Origin of the sequence: Chlorogloeopsis sp. ULAP02 (assembly GCF_038404745.2) — a bacterium.
Classification (GTDB): Bacteria; Cyanobacteriota; Cyanobacteriia; order Cyanobacteriales; family Nostocaceae; genus Chlorogloeopsis.
In genome coordinates this window covers 135,863-158,521 of sequence record NZ_JAYKTT020000023.1, presented here as the reverse complement: position 1 = coordinate 158,521, position 22,659 = coordinate 135,863, and the positions used below count along the sequence as shown (strand labels likewise).

The following is a 22,659-nucleotide window of genomic DNA, read 5'->3' as shown; positions in this document are numbered from 1 at the left end:
TTCATCCTAAGTAGTATCATATTCATTTTAATCAAGGTATTTTTATCAATGAATATAGACAAGCCAAAAACAGAGCAATCAAGTAGCAATAACTCTGTCTATACAGTTTTATTTAAAATGTGAACTTTTGTATGATGAACTCTTAGCTACTAAAGACTTTAATTCCTAATGATTTCGGAATTTTTAAGTTTTCGTGCATCTAAATTTTACTTATACATTGTGTGAAGAATAATGACTAAATCCATTAGTGATAAATTCATTCCTGTGCTAAATGAACTACAAGACTTTGCCTATAAACAGGCAGACTCCATGAATATTTTTCGAGTACTTGGTTATGGTTTATTACTATTAGCTTTGTTCGACATCATAGAGATGTTTGTACCACCAAGCTTTATGAATCCTGCTTGGGAATTTCAAACTTTTGGAACACTTGTTGAAAGAGTACCCGTACCTTTGATTGGATTAGTGTTGGTATTTTTTGGAGAAACCTATTCACGAAATAAATGGGAATTCCGAGTTTTAAAATTCTTATCTTGGTTAACTTTATTATTTGCAGTCTGTTTTTTCCTAATGATTCCTTTAGGAGTCATTAATACTGTCCGGCTCAATAACGCAGGTACTACTCAAATAAATGCTGTTTCGCAACAACAAATTGCTCAAGCCGAACAAGTAGAAAAGCAACTAACTCAAGCCTCACCAGAACAGATCAATAATTTTTTAAAAAGCCAAGGTCGCTCATTAAAAAGTCAAAATCCTGAAGAAGTAAAAAGTAAAATTTTATCAGAACTTTCTAAAGCTAAAGAACAAGTCCAGATTCAAGCACAAGCTAATCTAGCTTCTCAGAGAATGAAGTTGATCAAGAGTTCTGTGAAATGGAATTTGGGAGCCTTAATTTCTGCTGCTTTGTTTATTAGTCTTTGGAAAGCAACCCATTGGGCAAGAGTTTACAAGTAAAAGGCTATTTGCATGATTTGAAAAAAGGGCGATCTGTTAAGGCGATCGCCCTTTGTCTTTCTATTTAGACTGATAATTCTTGAAGTGCTTGATTTACACCTTTGCTAATTCTGGTGTTGGACGCTTGCTATTGCGAATGGCTGTAATCGCCTCAGCATAATCCTTAGCATTAAATACCGCAGAACCAGCTACGATCGCATTTGCCCCAGCTTCTAAGACTTGCCAAGTATTATTAGCTTTCAGCCCACCATCTACTTCAATCCAGGGATCTAAACCGCGTTCATCACACATTTGACGTAGCTTGCGGATTTTTGGAACCACTCCTGGAATAAAGCTTTGTCCACCAAAACCAGGGTTTACACTCATAATCAATATCAAATCGCAAAGCTCTAGCACATACTCAATTAAATCTAAAGGTGTAGATGGGTTGAGAACGACACCGGCTTGCTTACCAAGTTCTTTGATTTGACCGAGAGTGCGGTGTAGGTGTGGTGAAGCATTATGCTCGCAATGTACGGAGATAATATCTGCACCAGCTTTTGCAAAGTCCGCAACATACTTTTCTGGCTCCACAATCATTAAGTGGACATCCAGTGGCTTTTTCGTAACCGCACGAACCGCCTCCACTACCAGAGGACCTATCGTAATATTAGGTACGAAACGACCGTCCATTACATCAACATGAATCCAATCGGCTCCGGCTTCATCTACAGCGCGTACTTCGTCTCCGAGACGACTAAAATCCGCTGATAGGATAGATGGAGCAATCACAATATGCTTTTTAGATAGCGTTTCGGTCATGGCTAGTGGGTATTTAAGCGTCCTTTTCTGTAAGTATTGTAACAAAAGTTTAGCTAACTCTTACATCTCTAGATGCTGCTCTTCGGAAGAAGAGGACATGGGGAGATGGGGATAAGGAGACAAGGGGAGTAATAGACAACCAACTACTAACTACTGTACGGGTGGGTTTAGAAGATAAATGATCAGTTTGAAGGCAAGATTATCAACAAAACCCGCACGGCAGTCGCACTCAACGCGCTTAACCCGCAAGGGCGCGCTGCCTCCCCTACTAACTACTAACTACTAACTCTTGACTATGGTGAAAAAATTAACTTGGATTTTTTGGGGATTGAGTGCTTGCTGCTTAAGTGCGCCAGTAGTTGCTCTCACTCTGGAAACTTCCCTTGGTACTAACGGCATTGATGCTTTGAGGCTAAGTAAACCTCCCTATAATTTGACTGGTCGCAAGATTGCCATTGGTCAAGTCGAGATAGGGCGTCCGGGAATGTTTGGGGTAGATAAAGCCGTTTCCAAAAATCGCTCTGTAAACATAGCGGGTGTTTTTTTACGCAATAGTCCTGCCAAATCGAATAACAGTGTTGATCCCCATGCCTATAATGTTGCTGGCGTTATGGTCAGTACAGATAAAGCATTTCCAGGGGTTGCTCCGAGAGCACGATTGTACTCATCTGCTGTAGGTTCTACTAAGATGGGTCAGCCAGAGGAGTGCTTATCTGCACAGCATATTGCCCTACAAAATAGTGGCGATATTCGTGCCATTAACTTCAGCTTTGGCGAACCATTAAATCGTGACCCGCGTCCAGAGGCAGTTTTGGATGGCAACGCTTTACTAACCCAATGTGTTGACTGGTCTACTCGTGTTCATAATGTTTTGTACATGATCGCAGGCAACCAAGGAAAGGGAGGAATTCCCATCCCTACTGATAATTTTAATGGAGTTAACGTGGCTTTTTCCTCTCGTCGGGGAGGAATTTTTAATAAGGTAGACGTTTCTAACTTAGTCGCGACAAGCGAGGCAATGAAAGAGCGGCTAGCTGGCAAAGAAATTAATTTAGGCCCACGTCGCACCATTGCTTTAGTTGCTCCTGGCAATAACATACCTATGCTGAATCCAGATGGCAAAGTGAATAAAGTCACAGGTACAAGTTTTGCCGCACCTCATGTTACAGGTACAATTGCCTTACTACAAGAATTTGGCGATCGCCAACTACGGACAAAACAACAAAATTGGAGTACCTCTTCTCGCCAACACGAAGTGATGAAAGCTGTGTTGATGAACTCAACAGATAAAATTCTTGATAGCGGTGATGGCTTGCGTTTGGGAATGACTCGAACACTAGTTGATAAACAAAATAAAGACTGGCTAGCTTCTGATAGTTATAAAGACCCAAAAATACCTTTAGATTCCCAAATGGGAACAGGACATTTAAATGCCTTTCGTGCTTACCAGCAATTTAGTGCCGGTCAGTGGAACCCATCTCAAGCTGTGCCAGCTATTGGTTGGGACTACAACACTGTAAATACTGGGGCATTTGTGGAATATAAATTAGCAAAGCCTTTACCAAAAAACAGTTTTGTTGCTATCACCTTGGCTTGGGATAGATTGGTAGAACTAAACGATAAAAATAAAAATGGTTTATATGATGCAGGTGAAGATTTTCGCGATCGCGGCTTGAACAATCTTGACATTCATCTAGTCAAAGCTGATGCTAAAGATTTAGACACTGGTACAGTTTGTTCTTCTATCAGCGAAGTCGATAGCGTCGAGCATATATTCTGTCCTGTGCCTGCTCAAGGCAACTATCGAATCCGTATTCAATTCCGCACACAAGTAAATACGGCTACTCAATCTTATGCCTTAGCATGGTGGACTGTACCGAAGAAATAGGGATTGGGGATTGGGAAGAGGACACGGAGACACGGTGACACAAAGACAAGGAGAAAGATTTTTCCTTTGTCCCCCCATCTCCCCCTCCTCTTCCTAGCCCCTAGTCCCTAAGAATATTGTTGCCAAAACTGTAACCACTAAATGACTATGCCTTCTTAAATGCCATAGTCAACTAAAGGTTGAAGTATGCGAGTAGCCCTACGAATATTTTTCATCCTTTTTTAGTCAAAAGCGTAGATTTTGGCATCAGGTGCGGTAATCATGAAGCAAAAATTGAGTAGTGACTGGGAAAAATTCCTGCAAAGACGTTACGCTGTACGTTTGGGGAGACGCTACGTAATGGCTGCTGCTAGCGTGATGCTGATGAGCGTAATCGGATGTTCTCAAGTCAGTGATAGTACTAGTGTTTTTGCTCAATCTCGCCCTCCTCACTCAGAATCTCCCATGCCCGCAAAATCTGTCTTACCTAATACTAAACTCACTACTGCTAATACTAAGTTTGGATTTAAACTTTTTTCAAGAATTTTAGAACAAGAGGGTGACAAGAACGTTTTTGTTTCGCCTGCTAGCATAGCGATCGCTTTAGATATGACATATAACGGTGCTAGTGGCAGCACGCAACAAGCAATGGCCAAAGCACTTGAGTTAGAAGGATTAACATTGTCAGAAATTAATTCTTCTAACGCAGCCTTAAAGGCGCTTCTAGAAAATTCCGATCCTCAAGTTCAACTCAATATTGCTAACTCACTTTGGGCAAATCAAGATGCTAACTTTAAACCTGAGTTTCTCCAAAGAACTCAAGAATTCTATCAAGCTAAGGTAACTAATTTAAATTTTCAAGATGCAGGCACACCTGGCATTATTAATAACTGGGTTAATGAAAATACTCGCGGTAAAATTAACAAAATAGTTGAAAGATTAGAACCAGATCAGGTACTTTTTTTAATCAATGCTATATATTTTAAGGGTAAATGGACTAATGAATTCGACAAAAATCAAACGGCACAATACCCTTTTTATTTAACATCCGGTAAGCAGAAACAACACCCGATGATGTCACAAAAGGGTAAATATAAGTATTATGAAAATGAACAATTGCAGGCAGTTAGCTTGCCCTATGGACAAAATAGTAACATTAGCTTATATGTTTTCCTGCCAAAACAAAATTATACCCTTAAATCTTTATATCAAAACTTGAATGCTGAAAACTGGGAAAAATGGATGTCTTTGTTTGCCAAGCGGGAAGGTTCGATTCGTTTGCCCCGCTTCAAAACAGATTATGAAGTCACACTCAATAATGCCCTTAAAGCCTTAGGTATGGGCGAGGCTTTTAGTAATCAAGCAGATTTTTCTAATATGGGGAAAAATTTCGCTATCAGTGAAGTTAAACATAAAACCTTTGTGGAAGTCAATGAAGAAGGTACAGAAGCTGCTGCCACTACTTCTGTAGGAATAGTAGCAACCTCCATGCCTTTAGATGAACCATTCCGGATGATTGTTGACCGTCCTTTCTTGTGTGCAATTCGCGACAATCAAACAGGGAGTATTTTGTTTATCGGTTCAATAGTAGATCCGCAGCTAGCTAATAGCTAATAGCTATAAACTAAGCAGTTGGAGGAGACGCTTCTGGTGTAGCTGGTGTACTTACCTCAAGAGAACGAACACCGGCCGCGTCAGTCACCTGTTTGCGGTAAGATTCCTCAGCATATTCAGAAACATTGCTCGTGACTTGTTCCGAAGCAATATTTTCTTCTACTTCGTTTTGAGTAGAAACTATAGAAGGACGCCGTAAGGCGCTTAAAGCCGTCTTAATCACAACCGCAGTGGGTACCGCCACAATTACACCCAACAGTCCACCAATTCTCGCTCCAGTCAAAACTGAGATTAGCACCCAAACAGGGTTTAAACCAATAAAGCTACCTAAAATTCGCGGCCCAATCAAGTTTTCTAATATTTGCTGCACTATCACTGCTGCGATTAAAACTCTGACTCCCATCCAAAAATCTTGCAAAGCCACTAAGGTTGTAGTTAAGGCAATACCCACGGAACCGCCAAAGGGTACTAATGCCATAATGCCAATACTTAGACCGAATAACAAACCAAATGGCACCTTAAGCCACAAAAAAGTGGGAATTAAGGCTGATGCCATACAAGTGGCTAAAATTAATTGCGTAATAAAGAAATTTTGAAAGCTCAGGCGTACTGTTTGTGAAAATGCCTCGCGGAATTTAGCAGGAAGCCAATCTATTAAACTTTGCCAAAGTTCATCGCCGTGCTGCAACAAATAGAAAGTCAAAACCATTGTTAAGAGAAAATCTAACAAGCTGGTGAAAGTGACTACTGCCAAATTCAAGACTTGTCCGGCGATCGCCTGTAATTGTCCCTTGACGCGATCATTAATCTGGGCGGCTAAAGCATCAAGGTTAATCGGTAAACCAAGATTTTCTGCTTTTTCATTCAACATCATCAACTGATAGCGTCCAGAATCTATCAACTCTGGCAACCGAGCCACCAGTTGTTGAGCCTGCGTCAGAGCTAGGGGAAAAAGTGTAAGACCTAGTGCTAATAAAACTGATACAGCCAGTAAGAATACTAAAATGGCAACTTGCTCTCGTCTCGCTCCTTGACGCTCCATCCAACTAACGGGATAGTTGAGCAGAAACGCTAACACGGATGCCCCGACTAAAATGACAATTAGCGAGTGAAAGTAATGAAAAATTACTGAAATCGCCCAGCCATTGAGTACTAGCAGTGGAGCGAACAGGGCGATCGCGCCTATTCTTGCTATTGGTGTAAGTGTTTGCCACCAGTCAAAAAATTTGCGTGTCTGCATCTGCCGATTGCGGGATACAACAGAATAATATCTTTACTATCAAGCCTATTATCTCTAACTATTCCACTCTCATTCATCCCTCTAATTTAGGATTAAACTCAACTGTTATGAATAATTTTGAACGAATTAATGACTATGAAGGACAGGAGGATGCAGAGAATGAAGAGGACACGGGAACACGGGAAAGGGGGGACGCGGGGAGTATTTTTGGTAAATTTCCCCCCTCTCCCACTCACCCCCTCTCCCACTCCTCTTCGCCTATAGAGTTAATTTTGTATTTGATTCCCATTATCGGTTTTTTCCCCTCCCTATGGACTCTTTATCACCGCCAAGCCAATCAGGAACAACTAGCCATTAGTCGTCTGTCAATTACTCTAGCTATATCTTGGGTGTTAGGCTACCTATTTTTAGCAACTGGGGCAGCAAGTTTAGATTTTGTTGCAGTGCGTCTTTTGATCCTCAATAGCTTCTTAACCTCTGGCTACTTTTTAGTAAGTCTTTGGTTAATAATTCTCACAGTTAGACGCAAATCTAGACGATTGCCGGGATTGAACCATTTTGCTGAGAAAGTAGTTGGTAAGTACTTATCCTGATTTTGCTTTTGAGGAGATAGCTATATATTTATTTGCTTTAGGCTTATTTTTCTCAAGATTTTCCAATGATCTAGTCAAATCCTGTTGATTGTTGCCATACTTCATATAAATCATCTCCAAATTCACCAAAAAGAAGGAGAAACACAAATATCAGTGTTTTGGATCACACGTAAGTGCAAAGCTAGGCACAAATAATTATAGAGTTAGCTGTTATAGATTTAGGATCTACTTTCCAGAAGTATTCAGTAAGTGTGAGGAAGCCAGTGACCATTCACAGAAGATCGGCGCAAGGAAACCCCTCTGCCAGACCCTCTAAGCCAAATAGCCGAAGCATTAGAAATCCCAAATCTGGGCGTTGGGTGTGGTTTTGGGTGGGTATGAGTGGTATTGCAATGGTGTCAGCAACCGCAGGGGCGCTGTTGGCAGTTTCTTTAACTAGTACACCTTTAATGCAAGCTAATCTCAGTGCTGATGAGGCAGCGGTTTTTGATAGCGATCGCATTTCTGGAGGTGGACTGCGATTCTCAGAGTTAACTCGTCCTGTCAATATTTTAGTGATGGGGATGAGTGTCCTCCCTTCAGATGTGCAAAATGCTCCAGAAGAAACTAAAAATCTTAGATACCTGCCCCAGGTAAACTCCTTTGACGGGCTTGCTGATGTAATGCTTTTGATTCGGTTTGACCCTGAGAAGAAAAAATTAGTCATGCTTTCTATCCCTAGAGACACACGTGTAGAAATAGAGGGGCAGGGCATGAAAAAAATTAATTCCACCAATATTCAGGGCGGCCCTGCTTTAACTGCTAAAACAGTCAGCAACCTCTTAGACGGCGTAGGAATAGACCGTTATATCCGAATTAATGTTTTAGGCGTTGCCAAGCTAATTGATGCTTTGGGAGGTGTGACAGTTTACGTTCCCAGAGATATGAAATACCAAGATGATTCTCAGCACCTATACATAAATTTAAAGAAAGGCGAGCAACATTTGAACGGCGAGCAAGCACTGCAACTTTTACGTTTTCGTCATGATGAAAATGGTGATATTGGGCGGATTCAACGGCAACAAATGGTAATTCGAGCCTTAATCGATCAGTCTCTCAACCCCACGACTTTAACTCAATTGCCTAAAGTGCTCAACGTAGTTAAAGAACACATAGATACTAACTTGACTGTTGAAGAATTATTAGCGCTAGTGGGATTTGGAGCTAGAACAAATCGCTCCAATATGCAGATGTTAATGTTACCCGGTAGATTTAGCGGCAAGGATGAATTTGAAGCCAGCTACTGGATACCATATAGAAGACGCATCCATGCAATGATGGCTCAACATTTTGATCTTGAGACAGAAACAGATTCTCTTGCTCAAGTTGTTGATCCAGCCTCATTGCGAGTAGCAATTCAAGACAGCACTGGTAGTGATGAGGCCAACCTCCGACCTTTAGTCAGATCTCTGATCAAAGCAGGTTATCGTAACGTTTATATAGCTAAAAGTTCGGGTGTGCCTTTAAATGTAACTCACATTGTTGCCCAACAAGGAGATGGCAACAGTGCTGACATTATTCGCAACACTCTAGGATTTGGAGAAGTACGAGTAGAAAGCACTGGCAATCTTGGCTCTGATATTAGTATTCAAGTTGGAAAGGATTGGTTGGAACAAAGAGGATTACTAGAGGAGCAAACTCAACCTTGAGTCGTTAGTAGTTGGGAGTTAGTAGTTAGTAGTTGGTTATTTACCACTATCTACTATCAACTATCCACTATCCACATTTGGTAATTTCCCAAATCCAGTCCTGTAAGATTAAATTAACTAATTCAGGAGCTTCATCTTGAGGACAATGTCCTACACCTTCCAAAGGTATGAACTTTTGCACTTGGGGGAAATTGGCTAACTCTCTGCCTAACTTTATTGGCTCCCAGGGATCGGCTGTTCCCCACAAGATAATAGCCGGGCAGGACAGTTGAGGCAAAAGGTCTTCTGGTAAGGGGCCTTGAGAATAGGAGGTAAAGGCGAGAAATACAGCGGCTGCTCCTGGATCGCTAGCTGGTGCTGTCAAGATATCTACTAACTCTTCTGTCACAGATGTTGAGTTTGCATAGGCTTTGAGGAGAATCTTTCGTACAGTTTTCGGTTTGGCAACTTGATAAAAGAAAAACTCACCTATAGGTTTAAAAGATAAAATACTTTGCAGCAAGGGTGCTCCCAAGCGACGATGCCAAGGTAATGTGTGGCGTTTGCGATCGTGCAATAAGCGTAGAGAACAGTTGAGCAACGCCACCCCCAAAGCAATCTCAGGATTACTCACAGCTGCCTGCATAGCAACAATACAACCAATAGAGTTAGCAACTAAAAAAGCTGGTTCACCAACCACTTCACGGCAAAAATCTGCTACCTGTTGTCCCCAAGTTTCAATTGTATAGGCAATATTTTCGCCAGGCTTTGGTTTAACCGAAGCACCAAAGCCAATCAAATCAATCGCATAAACGCGGAAATTTTCTGCCAGCACCGGAATATTTTTACGCCAATGCCACCATGAAGCTCCAAAGCCATGCACTAAAACAATAGCTGGGCCAGTGCTTCCTTGGGATTGATAACAGATAGAGAAACCTCGCCAATTCCAGGTTTTTGTTGAGGTTAGCGCTGTGGTAGGAATGGAAGTAGTCATGGGTGTTTATATCCAGACAGTTTTTAGATGTGGAGCAAAGGCATAAAGTCATTACAGAAATAAAGTCATTACAGAAATAGTGTACAAGTTGGTTAGCAGTGTTTAGTTTGTAAGTGCTTTGAATGTGTTGAAGTTATATAAGCATACTTTGTTAAGCTTTTAATAACAAAGAAGTCAAGCACTAGGTGCTACAAACTAGAATAGTTCTGTGAAAAGACTTTTGATCTCTCAAGTTTTATTGAAATCCTCTTTGATAAATCTTAGTGATTTGAGAGTCCCCGATGACAAAGAATTTAGCTTTATCTTCATAAAGATTGCTGATTTGTTTTTTAATCAAGTCTCCGTATAATTACAATGCTGTTTATGATAATTTAATTACGTGGTGGAACTGGCATAAGTTTGATATTCAGTAGTTTCACAATTTACAGTAGTGATATTGATTTCTAAAATTGTTGGATATCAAGCATCCACAAAAGGGGTGGTTTGAAATGGGGAAATGACGCTAGCAAATTTGGGCGTATGTTTTCTTGTTCATACATAGTTCCTGGGAGTTAGAACAATGAATGTACTAGAAACAATAGATACTCCGGTGGGAAGTTACGCACCAGATTTTGAATTACCTGGAATTGACAAACAAGTACATCATCTTCGTCGCTATTTAGAATCGTTCCGGGCAGTCGGCGTCATTTTGATGTCTAATCATTGTCCATATGTAAAGTTATATGTAGAAAGGCTGAAAAGTATTCAAACTGAGTTTTACAAACAAGGTTTTACGCTGATAGGTGTAAATGGCAATGATGTCAGTCAGTTACCCGTAGAAAGCTTTGAAAATATGCAAGCTTTTGCAGCAGATCGCAAATTAAACTTCCCCTACCTTTGGGATTCAACTCAAGATGTAACTCGCAGCTTTGGAGCCAGCAAAACACCAATGGCTTTCTTGATCGATAAAGAGGGTATTTTACGCTACAAAGGACTAATTGACGATTATCCCCAAGATCCGTTAGCTGTGAAAAAACATTTTCTCAAAGCAGCGATCGCTTCTCTTGTCCAAGGTAAAGAAATTTTTCCAAAAGAAACTGAACCCGTAGGTAGTGCATTAGTGTGGCGTGACTAGAGACAGATAGTCACTGTGCTGTTATCTTAAATTGGAGGTAATTGCATATTTTTTGATAAAGCGTAACTTCATGGGAACACATTACCGACGGGTTTTACTTAAACTAAGTGGTGAAGCCTTGATGGGCAACATGGGCTATGGAATTGATCCAGAAGTGGTTAAGGAAATAGCACAAGAAATAGCAGAAGTGGTAGCTACTGGTGTTCAGATGGCCATCGTCGTTGGCGGGGGTAATATATTTCGTGGCGTCAAAGCCGCGTCGGCGGGGATGGATAGGGCAACCGCTGACTACATTGGAATGATTGCCACGGTAATGAATGCCATGACGCTGCAAGACTCGCTGGAACGAATCGGAGTACAAACACGAGTCCAAACTGCGATCGCCATGCAGGAATTAGCTGAACCCTATATTCGCCGTCGTGCCATCCGTCATCTAGAAAAAGGACGGGTGGTTATTTTTGGTGCGGGTTCTGGCAATCCTTTTTTCACTACTGATACAACTGCTGCTTTAAGAGCGGCAGAAATTGAAGCTGATGTGATTTTCAAAGCCACAAAAGTAGACGGAATCTACGACGCCGATCCACATATTTACCCTCAGGCCAAGCGCTACAATACTCTGACATATGGCCATGTTTTGGCTAAAGATTTGCGGGTAATGGACAGTACCGCGATAGCCTTATGTAAGGAGAATAATATTCCTATTCTCGTTTTTGACTTAACTGTGCGGGGTAATATCCACCGAGCAGTCATGGGAGAATCGATCGGCACCCTTGTGGGAGGTTCTTGTGAAATTAGCTGAAGCTGAGAGTACGATGCAAAAGACTGTTGAGGCAACTCAACGAGCTTTTAATACAATTCGCACTGGTCGCGCTAACGCGAGTTTATTAGATAAGGTGACAGTAGAATACTACGGTACACCTACATCCCTAAAGTCTCTGGCAAACATTAGCACGCCGGATGCTACAACAATCATGATTCAGCCCTACGATCGCAGTACCTTGAATATGATTGAAAAGGCGATTTCGATGTCGGATGTGGGGTTAACGCCCAATAATGATGGTTCTGCAATCCGGCTAAATATTCCGCCCCTGACGAGCGATCGCCGGAAAGAATTGGTCAAAATTGCTGCGAAGTATGCTGAAGAAGGGCGTGTCGCACTTCGTAACATCCGCCGTGATGCTCTAGACACTATCCGCAAAATGGAAAAAAACTCGGAAATAACAGAAGATGAAGCACGCGATCAACAAGATAAATTACAAAAACTGACGGATAAATACACTGGCAAAATCAACGAACTGCTAGCAGAAAAAGAAAAAGACATCACAACTGTCTAAAAATTGAGGACTAGAGGAGACAGTGCTGTTGTGAATTCAGACTTTTGGTAAGTTAGCCATAGTGCGATCACACTGTGACAACTTGTATATACCTGTAGCGCAGAGCAGCTTCCCAGTTGTGAAAAGTAAAAATCCGCTGGTACAAGTATGAATAGTTGAGAGTTTAACTGGTTACTCTCAACTACTCATGACTTAATAAATTATTTTTCTATAGCGTTTTTTAACGCAATTAGAAGCATGAATGCTGTCCGAAGTGGAGTTTATAACTACGGTAGAAACTTATAGCAAACACAGAGGGGTGCAGATTAAAATTTACATACCTGAAGGTAAAGTGTGCTTTTTCTTAATCTAAACTACCAAAAATGTTGCGAAAATATTTACTAAAACTTTATGAATTATCTGAAATGCTTGGCAGAAAATTTGTAATGATTACAACTAATGAATTGTAACTTAGTAGAGTTAATGCCAGAGAAGCGGCTGATTTTATATGTACTCAAAATAATACATATAAACTACGAAAAAATATGAAAAAACTAAGAATAAATTTAAAGAACAATAAAAAAACAAAGAAATAAGCCATTAAAAATTGAGTTTTGAATGCCAAGATTTACCTAATGAGCATTCTTGGTTATAAATAAATACTTAAGACTAGTCCAACACAAAGCTGTGAAATTTTGCACAGTAGACACCAAAATCACGTTAAAGTTGGTGAGACTGTCTAGCCGTAGAGTATAAAAATTCAACAATCATCAGGAGCGAAATTCAGCCATATGTACGACTGCATCATCGTCGGCGCGGGGCCAGCTGGTGGAACAGCTGCATATCACTTAGCCAAGCGAGGGCGCTCTGTATTAATTTTGGAAAAAGAATCTCTACCCAGATATAAACCTTGTGGTGGTGGAGTTTCGCCGAGCGTGGCTGAGTGGTTTGACTTTGACTTTAGCCCGGCAATCTCTATCAAAGCAAACACAATTCGCTGCACTTGGAAAATGGGCGATCCGGTAGAAGCTGAACTCAAAACCCCTGAACCAGTGTGGATGGTACGACGGGATGTTTTCGATCACTTCTTAATTCAGCAAGCCCAGAAACAAGGTGCGGAACTAAAAGACAACACAGAAGTCACGGGCATTGAATTTCAAAGCGATCGCTGGCAAGTAAATACTGCTAACGGTTCATTTACAGGTCGATATTTAATTGCTGCTGATGGCGCAAAAGGCCCTATGGCAAAATGGCTGGGCTTTAAAGAACGCAAACGCCGTTTAGCAGGAGCTTTAGAAGCCGAAGCACCAGCCCAAGTAGAAAATGGCCACATTGCCCACTTTGAATTTGGCATGGTGAAAAACGGCTATTTGTGGAACTTTCCAAAAGCAGATGGATATTCCATTGGTGTTGGTACTTTTATCGGTGGAGAACCACAAGATTTTAAGAAAATTTTGGATGAATATGGCAACTCGTTTGGATTGGATGTAAAAACCTGCAAACAGTACGGACACGCCCTTTGTCTGTGGAATGGCGAGCAAAAGTTGCACACTGACAATGCGATTTTGGCAGGAGAAGCAGCTTGTGTTGTTGATCCGTTTACGGCAGAAGGTATTCGCCCTTCAATTTTTACTGGCTTAAAAGCAGCAGAAGCGATTGACAAAGCTGTTGGTGGCGATATCAACGCCCTAGAAAAATACTCTGATGTCATCAATGAGGAGTGGGGTACTGATATGGCTTGGGCGCAAAAATTAGCCGGGCTATTTTATCGTTTTCCTGGAGTTGGCTACAAAGTTGGTGTCAAGCGCCCCTCTGCACCCCAAATGATGGGTAAAATCCTATGTGGGCAGTTGCGCTACGGGGATGTTGCCGGTCGTGCGATCAAGCGTTTAACTCCTTTTGGTGGTTAGTTATTATCAATGGTCATTGGTCATTTGCCGCCGACACCCTAGAAGGGTGCGGCTACACGTACTAAGTCCGCACAGGCGGACTAGGTTACTTAGTACTGATGTCCTAAAAAGTAGGCATACTTTGTACGTATAGCTACGGTAGAAAATGTGAATATTAACTAATGACCATTGACTATTAATTAATGACTAAAATTCATGTTGTAGGAATTGGCTTAGATGGGGTGGCTGGGTTAACGGAAAAAGTTAGGCAATTAGTTGAAAAAGCTACATTGCTTGTAGGCAGCGATCGCCACTTGAGTTATTTTCCCAACCACCCAGTTCAACGTTTAGTCCTCAAAGATTTTACTGAAGCAATTGAGGAAATCCGCTGCCATTTGGCAATAGGCACTGAGGGAATTGTCATTCTAGTTTCTGGAGATCCGTTGTTTTTTGGGTTAGGACGGTTGCTGTCGGCGGAACTTCCACCAGAAGCACTGACATTTCATCCTCATCTGAGTTCAGTACAGCTAGCTTTTAATCGTATTCAAGTTCCTTGGCAAGACGCCCGTGTGATTAGCGCTCACGGGCGTTCTGTTGATGAATTAGTGCAAGCGTTGCAGCAAGGAGTGGAAAAAATTGCCGTACTCACAGATGGTAAGAATACTCCCGGTGCGATCGCTCGTTTGGTAGAGTCTTTAAATTTGCCCAGTCAATATCGATTTTGGGTTTGTGAAAATTTAGGTGGAAATGACGAGCGCATTATAGAGGCAGATAATTTTGCATCTGTACAAAATCAGGATTTTGCCTCCTTAAATGTAGTCATATTACTACGTCAAGAGTATTTTCAAAAGTTAGATTTGGAAAAATTACCTCACTTTGGCATACCAGATGATTACTTTCTCAGTTTTAGCGATCGTCCTGGTTTAATGACAAAGCGAGAAGTCCGGACTTTAGTTTTAGCAGAACTAACGCTACGTCCCGGACAAGTTATTTGGGATATTGGTGCGGGAACTGGTTCTGTCTCGATTGAAATTGCCCGTTTATTCCCCACTTCTAAAGTCTATGCCATTGAAAAAACTACTGCGGGCAGTTCATTAATAGCACGTAATTGCGAACGTTTCCAAGTTCAAAACGTTATATCGATTCACGGCAGCGCACCAGAAGTATTAGAGAGCTTGGAAGGTAAGTGCGATCGCATCTTTATTGGTGGTAGCGGTGGAAATTTAACTGCAATTCTTGATACTTGTGTTAGTAGGTTAAATCCCAAAGGTGTGATAGTTCTGGCTTTGGCGACATTAGAACATCTCAACACTGCCTTATTATGGTTCAAAGCTCACTCTTGGGAGTATCAGTTATTGCAAGTACAGCTATCTCGCTCTGTACCCATAGGACAGCTAACACGTTTTGCACCACTAAATCCAGTAACAATTGTTAATACAAAGTATCCAAGTTAGTTGGCTATATTTAGCATATTGAGTATTTTGTAAGATAGTGCTGTCTTGGAAATAGAGACTAGGGACTAGAGGAGCCAGCGCGCCCTTGGAGGCTCCCCAGAGGCGGAGCGTCTCTGGCTCCGCTCCGTAGTACCGACTGGCGTGCTAGGGAAGAAGTTTTCATCTATTTGTTGTTGTGCAATAAAATTACATGAAATGCTGTCTTTAAATCAGGCAGATAAATTTTCATGAAAAAAGACATCATAGTTAATAGATGTTAAAAGAAGTAAAATTTTTATTACTTGTTGTGAATTTTTTTGTTTTTAATTTGAAAATATATAAATTTGATAAGTTTAAGAATTACGGAGAAATTATTGATCCCTGTGTTTTTTGCCTGCTTATTGTCTAGAAATTGATATAGCAAGAAGATAAAATAGGTATAAATTCTATATTTATTTTGATAGAAATCTACCAATTACTTGTGAAGAATTAAGACAGCTCTAGATATCAAATATTACTCTTGTAATAGTATGTTCAAAACTACACTCTAAACAAGTTATTGTCTCTCTTTGCTTGGGGAATTTCAGCTTAATTAGAGAGGAGACAGATTATGAAAGTTGGTATCCCAAAGGAAGTTTACCCTGGTGAATGTCGCGTGGCAGCCACACCAGAGACAGCCAAGCATCTGATGAAGCTTGGCTTTGATGTGCTGATCGAGAAAAGTGCGGGCGAAAGCGCAAACTTTACAAACGAGGCTTATACACAGGCTAATTGCAAAATTGTTTCGGATGCTCCTACCCTATGGGCAGAGGCAGATATTGTACTTAAGGTTCGTCCGCCGCAGTTACACCCAGAGTTAGGAAAGGATGAAACTGAACTGCTCAGGGAGGGAGGAACGCTGATTGGCTTTATGTGGCCAGCTCAAAACCCCGATTTACTTGAAAAATTGGCAGCACGTAAGGCTACAGTTTTATCAATGGATGCAGTGCCACGCATCACTAGGGCGCAAAAAATGGATGCCCTAAGTTCAATGGCAAATCTAGCTGGCTATCGGGCTGTAATAGAGGCAGCTAACCACTTTGGACGCTTCTTTAACGGACAAATTACAGCAGCCGGAAAGGTGCCACCTGCCAAGGTGCTGATCATTGGTGCTGGTGTAGCTGGATTGGCAGCGATCGGAACTGCAAGAAGTTTAGGTGCAATTGTTCGTGCTTTTGATACACGTCTTGTAGTTAAGGAGCAGGTAGAGAGTTTAGGTGCAGAGTTTTTGGAACTTAACTTTGCAGAAGACGGTTCGGGTGAGGGCGGCTACGCCAAGGTAATGAGTGACGAATTCATTAAAGCCGAAATGGAGTTGTTTGCCACTCAAGCTAAAGAAGTTGACATTATTATCACGACGGCTCTTATCCCTGGAAAAAAAGCACCTGTATTGGTGACGCAGGAAATGGTTGAGAGTATGAAGGAGGGATCGGTAATTGTCGATCTTGCCGCAGAGCAAGGTGGTAATTGTGCTTGTACACACCCTGATGAAGTTTATCGTTACAAGGGAGTAACAATTGTAGGCATTACCGATTTGCCCAGTCGTATGGCTCAACAGTCGAGCCAGCTTTATGGGACTAATCTTTGCCATTTCCTCGAAGAAATGGGTGGAGCTAACAACTACAGAGTAGATCTTGAAAATGAGGTGATTCGGGGTGCATTGGTAGCCCATGCTGGGGAAATTACTTGGCCGCCACCCAAGCCTGTGCTGAAAGATACGGAGAAAATCCCTACGCCTCCGCGTCCACCTGTCCCTGCGTCCCCGCGTCCCCCCGTCTTTGCGTCCTCTGCTGTCCCCACTCCTGCAACTTCCTCGAAAAGTAGCAGTGACTTGTGGCTGCTTCTAGTTGGCTTGGCTCTCCTTGGTATTGGTATCAGCGCGCCTTCTTCGTTTCTGTCTCACTTCACTGTGTTTGTTCTTGCCTGCTTTGTTGGCTGGCAAGTGATCTGGAACGTTAAGCCTGCTCTGCACACGCCGCTCATGAGTGTCACCAATGCTATTAGCGGCATCATCATTATTGGTGGGATGCTCCAAATCTCTGGTGCTTCAAGTTCATCGACTACCATCCTTGGTGCGATCGCTATCCTGGTTGGGACAATCAACATTTCCGGTGGTTTTTTAGTCACCCAACGCATGCTCAAGATGTTCCAAAAGTAAAAGAAAATTATGTTAAATAACCTACTGACGGTTGCATATATTGGGGCTAGTGCCTTATTCATTCTCAGTCTAGGTGGATTGTCCGATCAGGAAACGGCTCGCAAAGGTAATGTTTACGGTATCATTGGTATGCTGATCGCCTTCGTGGCAACTGCGCTCTCGCTCAAGGCGAATGCATATGGTACCTTAGCCGCAGTTGTGATCCCAGGAGCCATTATTGGTACTATCATCGCTTCGCGTGTAGCGATGACTTCAATGCCGGAACTGGTAGCTATTTTACACAGCTTTGTTGGTGCTGCCGCTGTTTTGGTGGGTATTGCCAATTATCTACAGGAATCACAATCACTCACTGGAGTTGAGTCTACAATCCACCAAATTGAAATTTTTGTGGGTGTGTTTATTGGTTCTGTGACTTTCACAGGCTCGATAGTTGCCTTTGGGAAACTGCGCGGGATCATCAGCAGCAAACCTCTACTTCTGCCAGCACGCCATTTGCTCAACTTGGGTATGCTTGGAGCTTCACTGTGGCTTGGTTTTCTGTTCTTGGGAGATGGAAATTTCAGCGGGCTGGAACCCTTGTTGTTGATGTGCGCGATCGCCTCAGTTTTGGGGGTTCACTTGGTGATGGCGATTGGCGGTGCTGATATGCCAGTTGTGATTTCAATGCTCAACAGCTACTCTGGATGGGCAGCTGCCGCCGCTGGCTTTATGTTATCGAACGATTTGTTAATCATTACAGGTGCTTTGGTGGGTAGCAGTGGTGCGATCCTCAGCTACATCATGTGTAAAGCGATGAACCGTTCGTTTATCAGCGTGATTCTCGGAGGCTTTGGGGCAGAGGCAAGTACACCAACCTTGGAGAGCGATCGCCCTGTAGGTGAAATTGCCAAAACCACGACAGAGGAAACCATTGAACTGTTACGTGGTGCTAAGAGTGTAATCGTCGTTCCTGGCTACGGTATGGCAGTAGCTCAAGCCCAGCACGCTGTATCGGAACTTACGAAGCAGCTGCGCGATCGCGGTGTCCAAGTTCGCTTTGGTATCCATCCGGTAGCCGGACGTATGCCGGGACACATGAACGTGCTTCTGGCTGAAGCTAAGGTGCCTTACGACATCGTATTAGAGATGGATGAGATTAACGAGGACTTCCCAAAAACTGATGTTGTATTGGTAATTGGTGCTAACGATACTGTCAACCCCAGTGCTTTAGAAAATCCGAATAGCCCCATTGCTGGGATGCCTGTGCTGGAAGTTTGGAAGGCTGGTACTGTTGTGGTGATGAAGCGCAGTATGGCTAGTGGTTACGCAGGAGTTGAAAATCCTTTGTTTTATAAAGAAAATACTCGGATGTTGTTTGGTGATGCGAGGAAAAATTTGGATGCGATCATGGGGAAATTTGCACAGAGTGAGGAGGGTGTAGAGGTGGCTCAACCAGGAAAGGTGGTATGGTCAACTTGATTAGTTGCAACAAATAAGCAAATTAGCGTTTTTAAACGCAGAGGTACGCAGAGTCAGCGCGGAGTTACGCAGAGTTTTCGCAATATTAATTCGTTAGGAATTAATGAAACACTGTACTAAGTTTATTCCTGCATATGATGAGTACCAATCAGGATAAACCCGCGCTTATCTGTCTGATGAAATTAAGAATATCTTGGCTTTTAGTTAAGCCTCGATCAGAACATTTAAACTTTGCTTAGTGATTCAATCTTAATTCTGCACCATTTCAAGTTCTTGACGCTTTTGGTAAATCCACGCTTTGTCAGCTTCAAGGTTTTCGTTTTTGTTTCCCCATTCATCTACTTCTCCATGCGATTGCTCTCTCCTTCAGAACTTAAACTTTTCTAGGACTTACGCACGAGTTATGGAATAATGAACCGTGGTTTATTATTCTATAGTGTAAATCCTGACTATTTCTCGACTGGAGTATCAGATAGATTCCCCCACTCATTCCAAGAACCATCATAATTGCGTACATTCTCGTAGCCTAGTAGATACTTTAAAACAAACCAAGTATTTGCAGAACGCGCCCCAACTGCACAGTATGTTATCACTGTCTTATCAGCGGTGATTCCTTTGCTACTATACAAGGCATACAGTTCTTCAACTGATTTAAAGGTATTATCTTCGTTCAAAACTAATTCATAAAAAATATGGACTGCACCCGGAATATGTCCTGCTCGCTGAGTTCCTTGTGGTGGCTGCATGGTAAATACTTCACCAGAGTACTCTTGAGGTGTACGCACATCTACTAAAACGCAGTCTGACTTACCGATCGCTGCTTGTACTTCATCTCGCAGGACACGTATACTCGAATTGAAATTTTGAATTGTATATTTAGTTGCTGCGATCGCAGGGATGTCAGTTGTCAGAGATCCTCCTTGGGCAATCCATGTGTTGCGATCGCCATTCATGATCCGTACATCTTCATGTCCAAGTACTTTTAGAAACCAAAATGCCCAAGGAGCACCAGCATTATGGTTGCTATAAACAATCACAGTTGTGTCATTAGCTATACCTGATCGCGTGAACAGTTCTTCTAACGCTCCTTTGTCAAAATTGACATGGTAATCAGGTTGCAAAATCGTGTTCAAACCGTTCCAGAACACAGCGCCGGGAATATGCCCCAATTCATAAGCTTTAGCATCAATATCTACTTCTAGAAGACGCACTTTAGGATCGTGCAAATGTTCGCCAATCCACTGCATATCTGCGAGAACTTCTGGATGGGCATAACTTGTCAATGACATGAGAACTTACTCCTTGCTCTGTAACAGTGATGAGGCTAGAGTAAAATTGATCCCCTAAGTACGCCTAGTCCTCGAACGAGTACACTTTGCAGTAGCAATGATGGCAAACACATTACAGTCTTTATTTCAAGAAATCGCTCACGCTCCTGATGAGCAAGAATTACGACTACATGTCATGGCTAAAGTTGGTGAGTATTTTGCTGCTCAACGTTGGGGGCTTTTCTTTTTCAATCAACTCTCATCTCCCAAATATATGCGGGGCGTTGGGAAATTTGCTGCATCAGTAGAACATAATCCTGTCTTGCGCTACTTAGTTGAGCACCATGCCCCAGTTCACGAAGAATTGTTGTTATCTGCCCCTATATGGAAAATTATATGCCCACGCTCTGACCACGGTCATGTGATGGCCGGGCCAATTGTTAGCACCGGGCAACTTATCGGTGGAGTTGGCTTTACCCGTATTCGGGGTAATCCTGCTTTTAATGCCAAGGATCTAGCTGATTTGAGTGCTTTTTGCTTGCATCTATCAACTTGGTTAACAGCAAAACGGTTGCAATCTAAAGAATGGAATTGTTTGGATATGAATCGGTTAACACCGCGTGAAATTCAAATTGCCGAACTGGTGGCACAGGGGCTTACAAATGCTGAAATTGGCGCATCTGTTTGGATTACAGAAAATTCTGTTAAGCAAGCTCTAAAACGGATGTTTCGCAAGCTTGGAGTTTCGTCTCGTGCCGAACTTGTAGGACGACTTTTCTCACACACATTCTAACTACCTAGTCACGCTGGTGAGAATTTCCTGCGCCCGTTCAATCTTATTCCGTACAGACTGTGCCGAAAGATGAAGGGCAGCTGTTTCTTCATCGGTGAGATTCAATTCCAACACGTCTGCAATTCCGCCACATCCCAAACGACAGGGAACACCAATAAAAACATCATTCAAACCGTACTCTCCTTGGAGATAGGCTGCTACAGGTAACAAACGCGACTGATTTAGCAGGATCGATTCTACCATCACACAGGTAGCTGAGGCTGGGGCAAAAAATGCGCCACCTGTTTGCATTAGTTCCACAATTTCTGCGCCACCATTGCGGGTACGTTCTACCAAACGTTCGATTGTGTCTGCATCCAATAATTCTGTGACTGGAATGCCGTTGACGGTAGCAAAACGCGGTATGGGAACCATTAAATCACCGTGACTGCCCATTACCATTGCTTTGACATCACTAGGCAAAACTCCCAATTCCATCGCAATGAATGTTTCAAAGCGTGCTGAGTCTAATACGCCTGCCATACCCATAACGCGATCGCGTGGTAATCCCATTGCTTGCCAAGCTAAATAAGTCATCACATCCAAAGGATTGGTGACGATAATAAATATGGCATCGGGAGAATGAGCGATCGCATTCTTAGCTGCTTCTACGACTATCTTGGCATTTGTCCGCAATAAATCATCTCGACTCATACCTGGTTTACGGGGAAAGCCTGCCGTAATCACCACAATATCCGAACCAGTTGTATCGGCATAGTTGTTGGTACCAATAATCTTACGGTTATGTGATTCAATTCCCCTTGCCTCCATCAAATCTAGGGCTAATCCTTGGGGCATTCCTTGAACAATATCCAGCAAAACCACATCTGCTAGGTTTTTTTCAGCAATGCGTTGGGCAAGGGTACTGCCAACTCTGCCAGCACCAATCACGGTAACGCGGGGTGAATGACACAGAAATGGGGAGGAAGGGGAGGAAAACATAAGTATTTTTCTTAAACTCTACTTAAACTCTTCTAATTGATCTAAACGCAACCATATATTAGGCGTTGGTACTAGCCCGAATTTTACAAAGGCATAGTCACCTTTGATATCTACAACTTCGCCTTTACTATCAAACAGATAGGAAGGAAAGCGAGTATCGCTGGCTTTTGCTTCTATACTGTTTTCTAGCTTTTCGCGGTTAACACGAACTGTATCTCCTCTTTTAATAGGCATGAATTCCCCTCTTGAATTTATTAATTTGCTTTTATACAGGATTCTAGCTTGTATCCGGTCTTTGTTGAGCTAGGAATTACTTTTGTTTTACTTGGGGAATATTTGTATTAACAAGAGGACAGATAGTAAAAGACTGTTTACATTTGCTGTCTAAAAATGAAAATTTTACATTTAATTATGCTTATCTACTTAATAATTTTGCTTTACTTAGAAGCTAATTTCATCATCTATTTGATAGATTTTAAATTC

19 protein-coding genes are annotated in these 22,659 nt (G+C 42.1%); 13 read left to right on the top strand and 6 right to left on the bottom strand.

Translation table 11 applies throughout. The features are described 5' to 3' along the window. Nucleotides 1-231: 231 nt before the first annotated feature. Nucleotides 232-954, top strand: a complete 723-nt coding sequence (locus U2718_RS11110; RefSeq protein WP_342003099.1) for an HpsJ family protein — start codon at nucleotides 232-234, stop codon at nucleotides 952-954. A gap of 93 nt (nucleotides 955-1,047) precedes the next feature. Here the strand turns inward: U2718_RS11110 and rpe are convergent, their stop codons facing one another. Continuing rightward, a complete protein-coding gene (gene rpe / locus U2718_RS11105) occupies nucleotides 1,048-1,755 on the bottom strand; it encodes a ribulose-phosphate 3-epimerase (protein WP_342003100.1) in 708 nt (235 codons plus the stop codon). Between the two features lie 295 nt (nucleotides 1,756-2,050). Between rpe and U2718_RS11100 the strand changes: the two genes are divergently transcribed. Next, a complete protein-coding gene (locus U2718_RS11100; RefSeq protein ID WP_342003101.1) occupies nucleotides 2,051-3,643 on the top strand; it encodes a S8 family serine peptidase in 1,593 nt (530 codons plus the stop codon). A 261-nt stretch (nucleotides 3,644-3,904) separates the two neighbouring features. Further along, nucleotides 3,905-5,236, top strand: a complete 1,332-nt coding sequence (locus U2718_RS11095; protein WP_342003102.1) for a serpin family protein — start codon at nucleotides 3,905-3,907, stop codon at nucleotides 5,234-5,236. A 10-nt stretch (nucleotides 5,237-5,246) separates the two neighbouring features. Here U2718_RS11095 and U2718_RS11090 read toward each other — a convergent pair whose 3' ends face one another. Then, nucleotides 5,247-6,476 carry an AI-2E family transporter gene (locus U2718_RS11090; protein ID WP_342003103.1) on the bottom strand — a complete coding sequence of 410 codons (1,230 nt, stop codon included), beginning with the start codon at nucleotides 6,474-6,476 and terminating at the stop codon, nucleotides 5,247-5,249. A gap of 107 nt (nucleotides 6,477-6,583) precedes the next feature. Between U2718_RS11090 and U2718_RS11085 the strand changes: the two genes are divergently transcribed. Together U2718_RS11085 and U2718_RS11080 are read left to right on the top strand one after the other, a co-directional pair. After that, nucleotides 6,584-7,069, top strand: a complete 486-nt coding sequence (locus tag U2718_RS11085) for a hypothetical protein (RefSeq protein WP_342003104.1) — start codon at nucleotides 6,584-6,586, stop codon at nucleotides 7,067-7,069. Nucleotides 7,070-7,332: 263 nt separating this feature from the next. Continuing rightward, on the top strand, nucleotides 7,333-8,757 hold the full coding sequence (locus tag U2718_RS11080; protein WP_342003105.1) for an LCP family protein: 1,425 nt from the start codon (nucleotides 7,333-7,335) through the stop codon (nucleotides 8,755-8,757). A gap of 67 nt (nucleotides 8,758-8,824) precedes the next feature. Here the strand turns inward: U2718_RS11080 and U2718_RS11075 are convergent, their stop codons facing one another. Then, nucleotides 8,825-9,730 carry an alpha/beta fold hydrolase gene (locus tag U2718_RS11075; RefSeq protein ID WP_342003106.1) on the bottom strand — a complete coding sequence of 302 codons (906 nt, stop codon included), beginning with the start codon at nucleotides 9,728-9,730 and terminating at the stop codon, nucleotides 8,825-8,827. A gap of 559 nt (nucleotides 9,731-10,289) precedes the next feature. On the opposite strand from U2718_RS11075, the gene U2718_RS11070 reads away from it, so the two are divergent. The 7 genes from U2718_RS11070 (at nucleotide 10,290) to pntB (ending at nucleotide 19,134) form a co-directional block, all read left to right on the top strand. Next, a complete protein-coding gene (locus U2718_RS11070) occupies nucleotides 10,290-10,844 on the top strand; it encodes a thioredoxin family protein (protein WP_342003107.1) in 555 nt (184 codons plus the stop codon). A 70-nt stretch (nucleotides 10,845-10,914) separates the two neighbouring features. Continuing rightward, the gene (gene pyrH / locus U2718_RS11065) at nucleotides 10,915-11,643 is read left to right on the top strand and encodes a UMP kinase (protein WP_342003108.1); all 729 of its coding nucleotides are present in this window, start codon (nucleotides 10,915-10,917) and stop codon (nucleotides 11,641-11,643) included. After that, nucleotides 11,630-12,178, top strand: coding sequence for a ribosome recycling factor (frr, locus tag U2718_RS11060; protein WP_342003109.1), 549 nt, complete (start codon nucleotides 11,630-11,632; stop codon nucleotides 12,176-12,178). Before pyrH ends, frr begins: the two co-directional genes overlap by 14 nt. 770 nt (nucleotides 12,179-12,948) lie before the next feature. Beyond that, on the top strand, nucleotides 12,949-14,067 hold the full coding sequence (locus U2718_RS11055; RefSeq protein WP_342003110.1) for a geranylgeranyl reductase family protein: 1,119 nt from the start codon (nucleotides 12,949-12,951) through the stop codon (nucleotides 14,065-14,067). 182 nt (nucleotides 14,068-14,249) lie between these two features. Further along, nucleotides 14,250-15,500, top strand: coding sequence for a precorrin-6y C5,15-methyltransferase (decarboxylating) subunit CbiE (gene cbiE, locus U2718_RS11050; RefSeq protein ID WP_342003111.1), 1,251 nt, complete (start codon nucleotides 14,250-14,252; stop codon nucleotides 15,498-15,500). 589 nt (nucleotides 15,501-16,089) lie between these two features. After that, entirely contained in the window at nucleotides 16,090-17,676 is a 1,587-nt protein-coding gene (pntA, locus tag U2718_RS11045) for a Re/Si-specific NAD(P)(+) transhydrogenase subunit alpha (protein WP_342003112.1), read from the top strand. Between the two features lie 9 nt (nucleotides 17,677-17,685). Continuing rightward, nucleotides 17,686-19,134, top strand: a complete 1,449-nt coding sequence (pntB, locus tag U2718_RS11040; protein WP_342003113.1) for a Re/Si-specific NAD(P)(+) transhydrogenase subunit beta — start codon at nucleotides 17,686-17,688, stop codon at nucleotides 19,132-19,134. A gap of 449 nt (nucleotides 19,135-19,583) precedes the next feature. Here pntB and U2718_RS11035 read toward each other — a convergent pair whose 3' ends face one another. Continuing rightward, nucleotides 19,584-20,423 carry a sulfurtransferase gene (locus tag U2718_RS11035; protein ID WP_342003114.1) on the bottom strand — a complete coding sequence of 280 codons (840 nt, stop codon included), beginning with the start codon at nucleotides 20,421-20,423 and terminating at the stop codon, nucleotides 19,584-19,586. Nucleotides 20,424-20,523: 100 nt separating this feature from the next. Here U2718_RS11035 and U2718_RS11030 point away from each other — a divergent pair, with 100 nt between their 5' ends. Further along, nucleotides 20,524-21,195, top strand: a complete 672-nt coding sequence (locus U2718_RS11030) for a helix-turn-helix transcriptional regulator (RefSeq protein WP_342003238.1) — start codon at nucleotides 20,524-20,526, stop codon at nucleotides 21,193-21,195. On the opposite strand, the gene mdh is transcribed toward U2718_RS11030, so the two are convergent. Both mdh and U2718_RS11020 read right to left on the bottom strand, forming a co-directional pair. Next, on the bottom strand, nucleotides 21,196-22,176 hold the full coding sequence (gene mdh / locus U2718_RS11025) for a malate dehydrogenase (RefSeq protein WP_342003115.1): 981 nt from the start codon (nucleotides 22,174-22,176) through the stop codon (nucleotides 21,196-21,198). An 18-nt stretch (nucleotides 22,177-22,194) separates the two neighbouring features. Then, nucleotides 22,195-22,410 (bottom strand): NAD(P)H-quinone oxidoreductase subunit O, encoded by a 216-nt coding sequence (locus tag U2718_RS11020; protein WP_342003116.1) that lies wholly within the window; start codon nucleotides 22,408-22,410, stop codon nucleotides 22,195-22,197. Nucleotides 22,411-22,659: the final 249 nt, after the last annotated feature.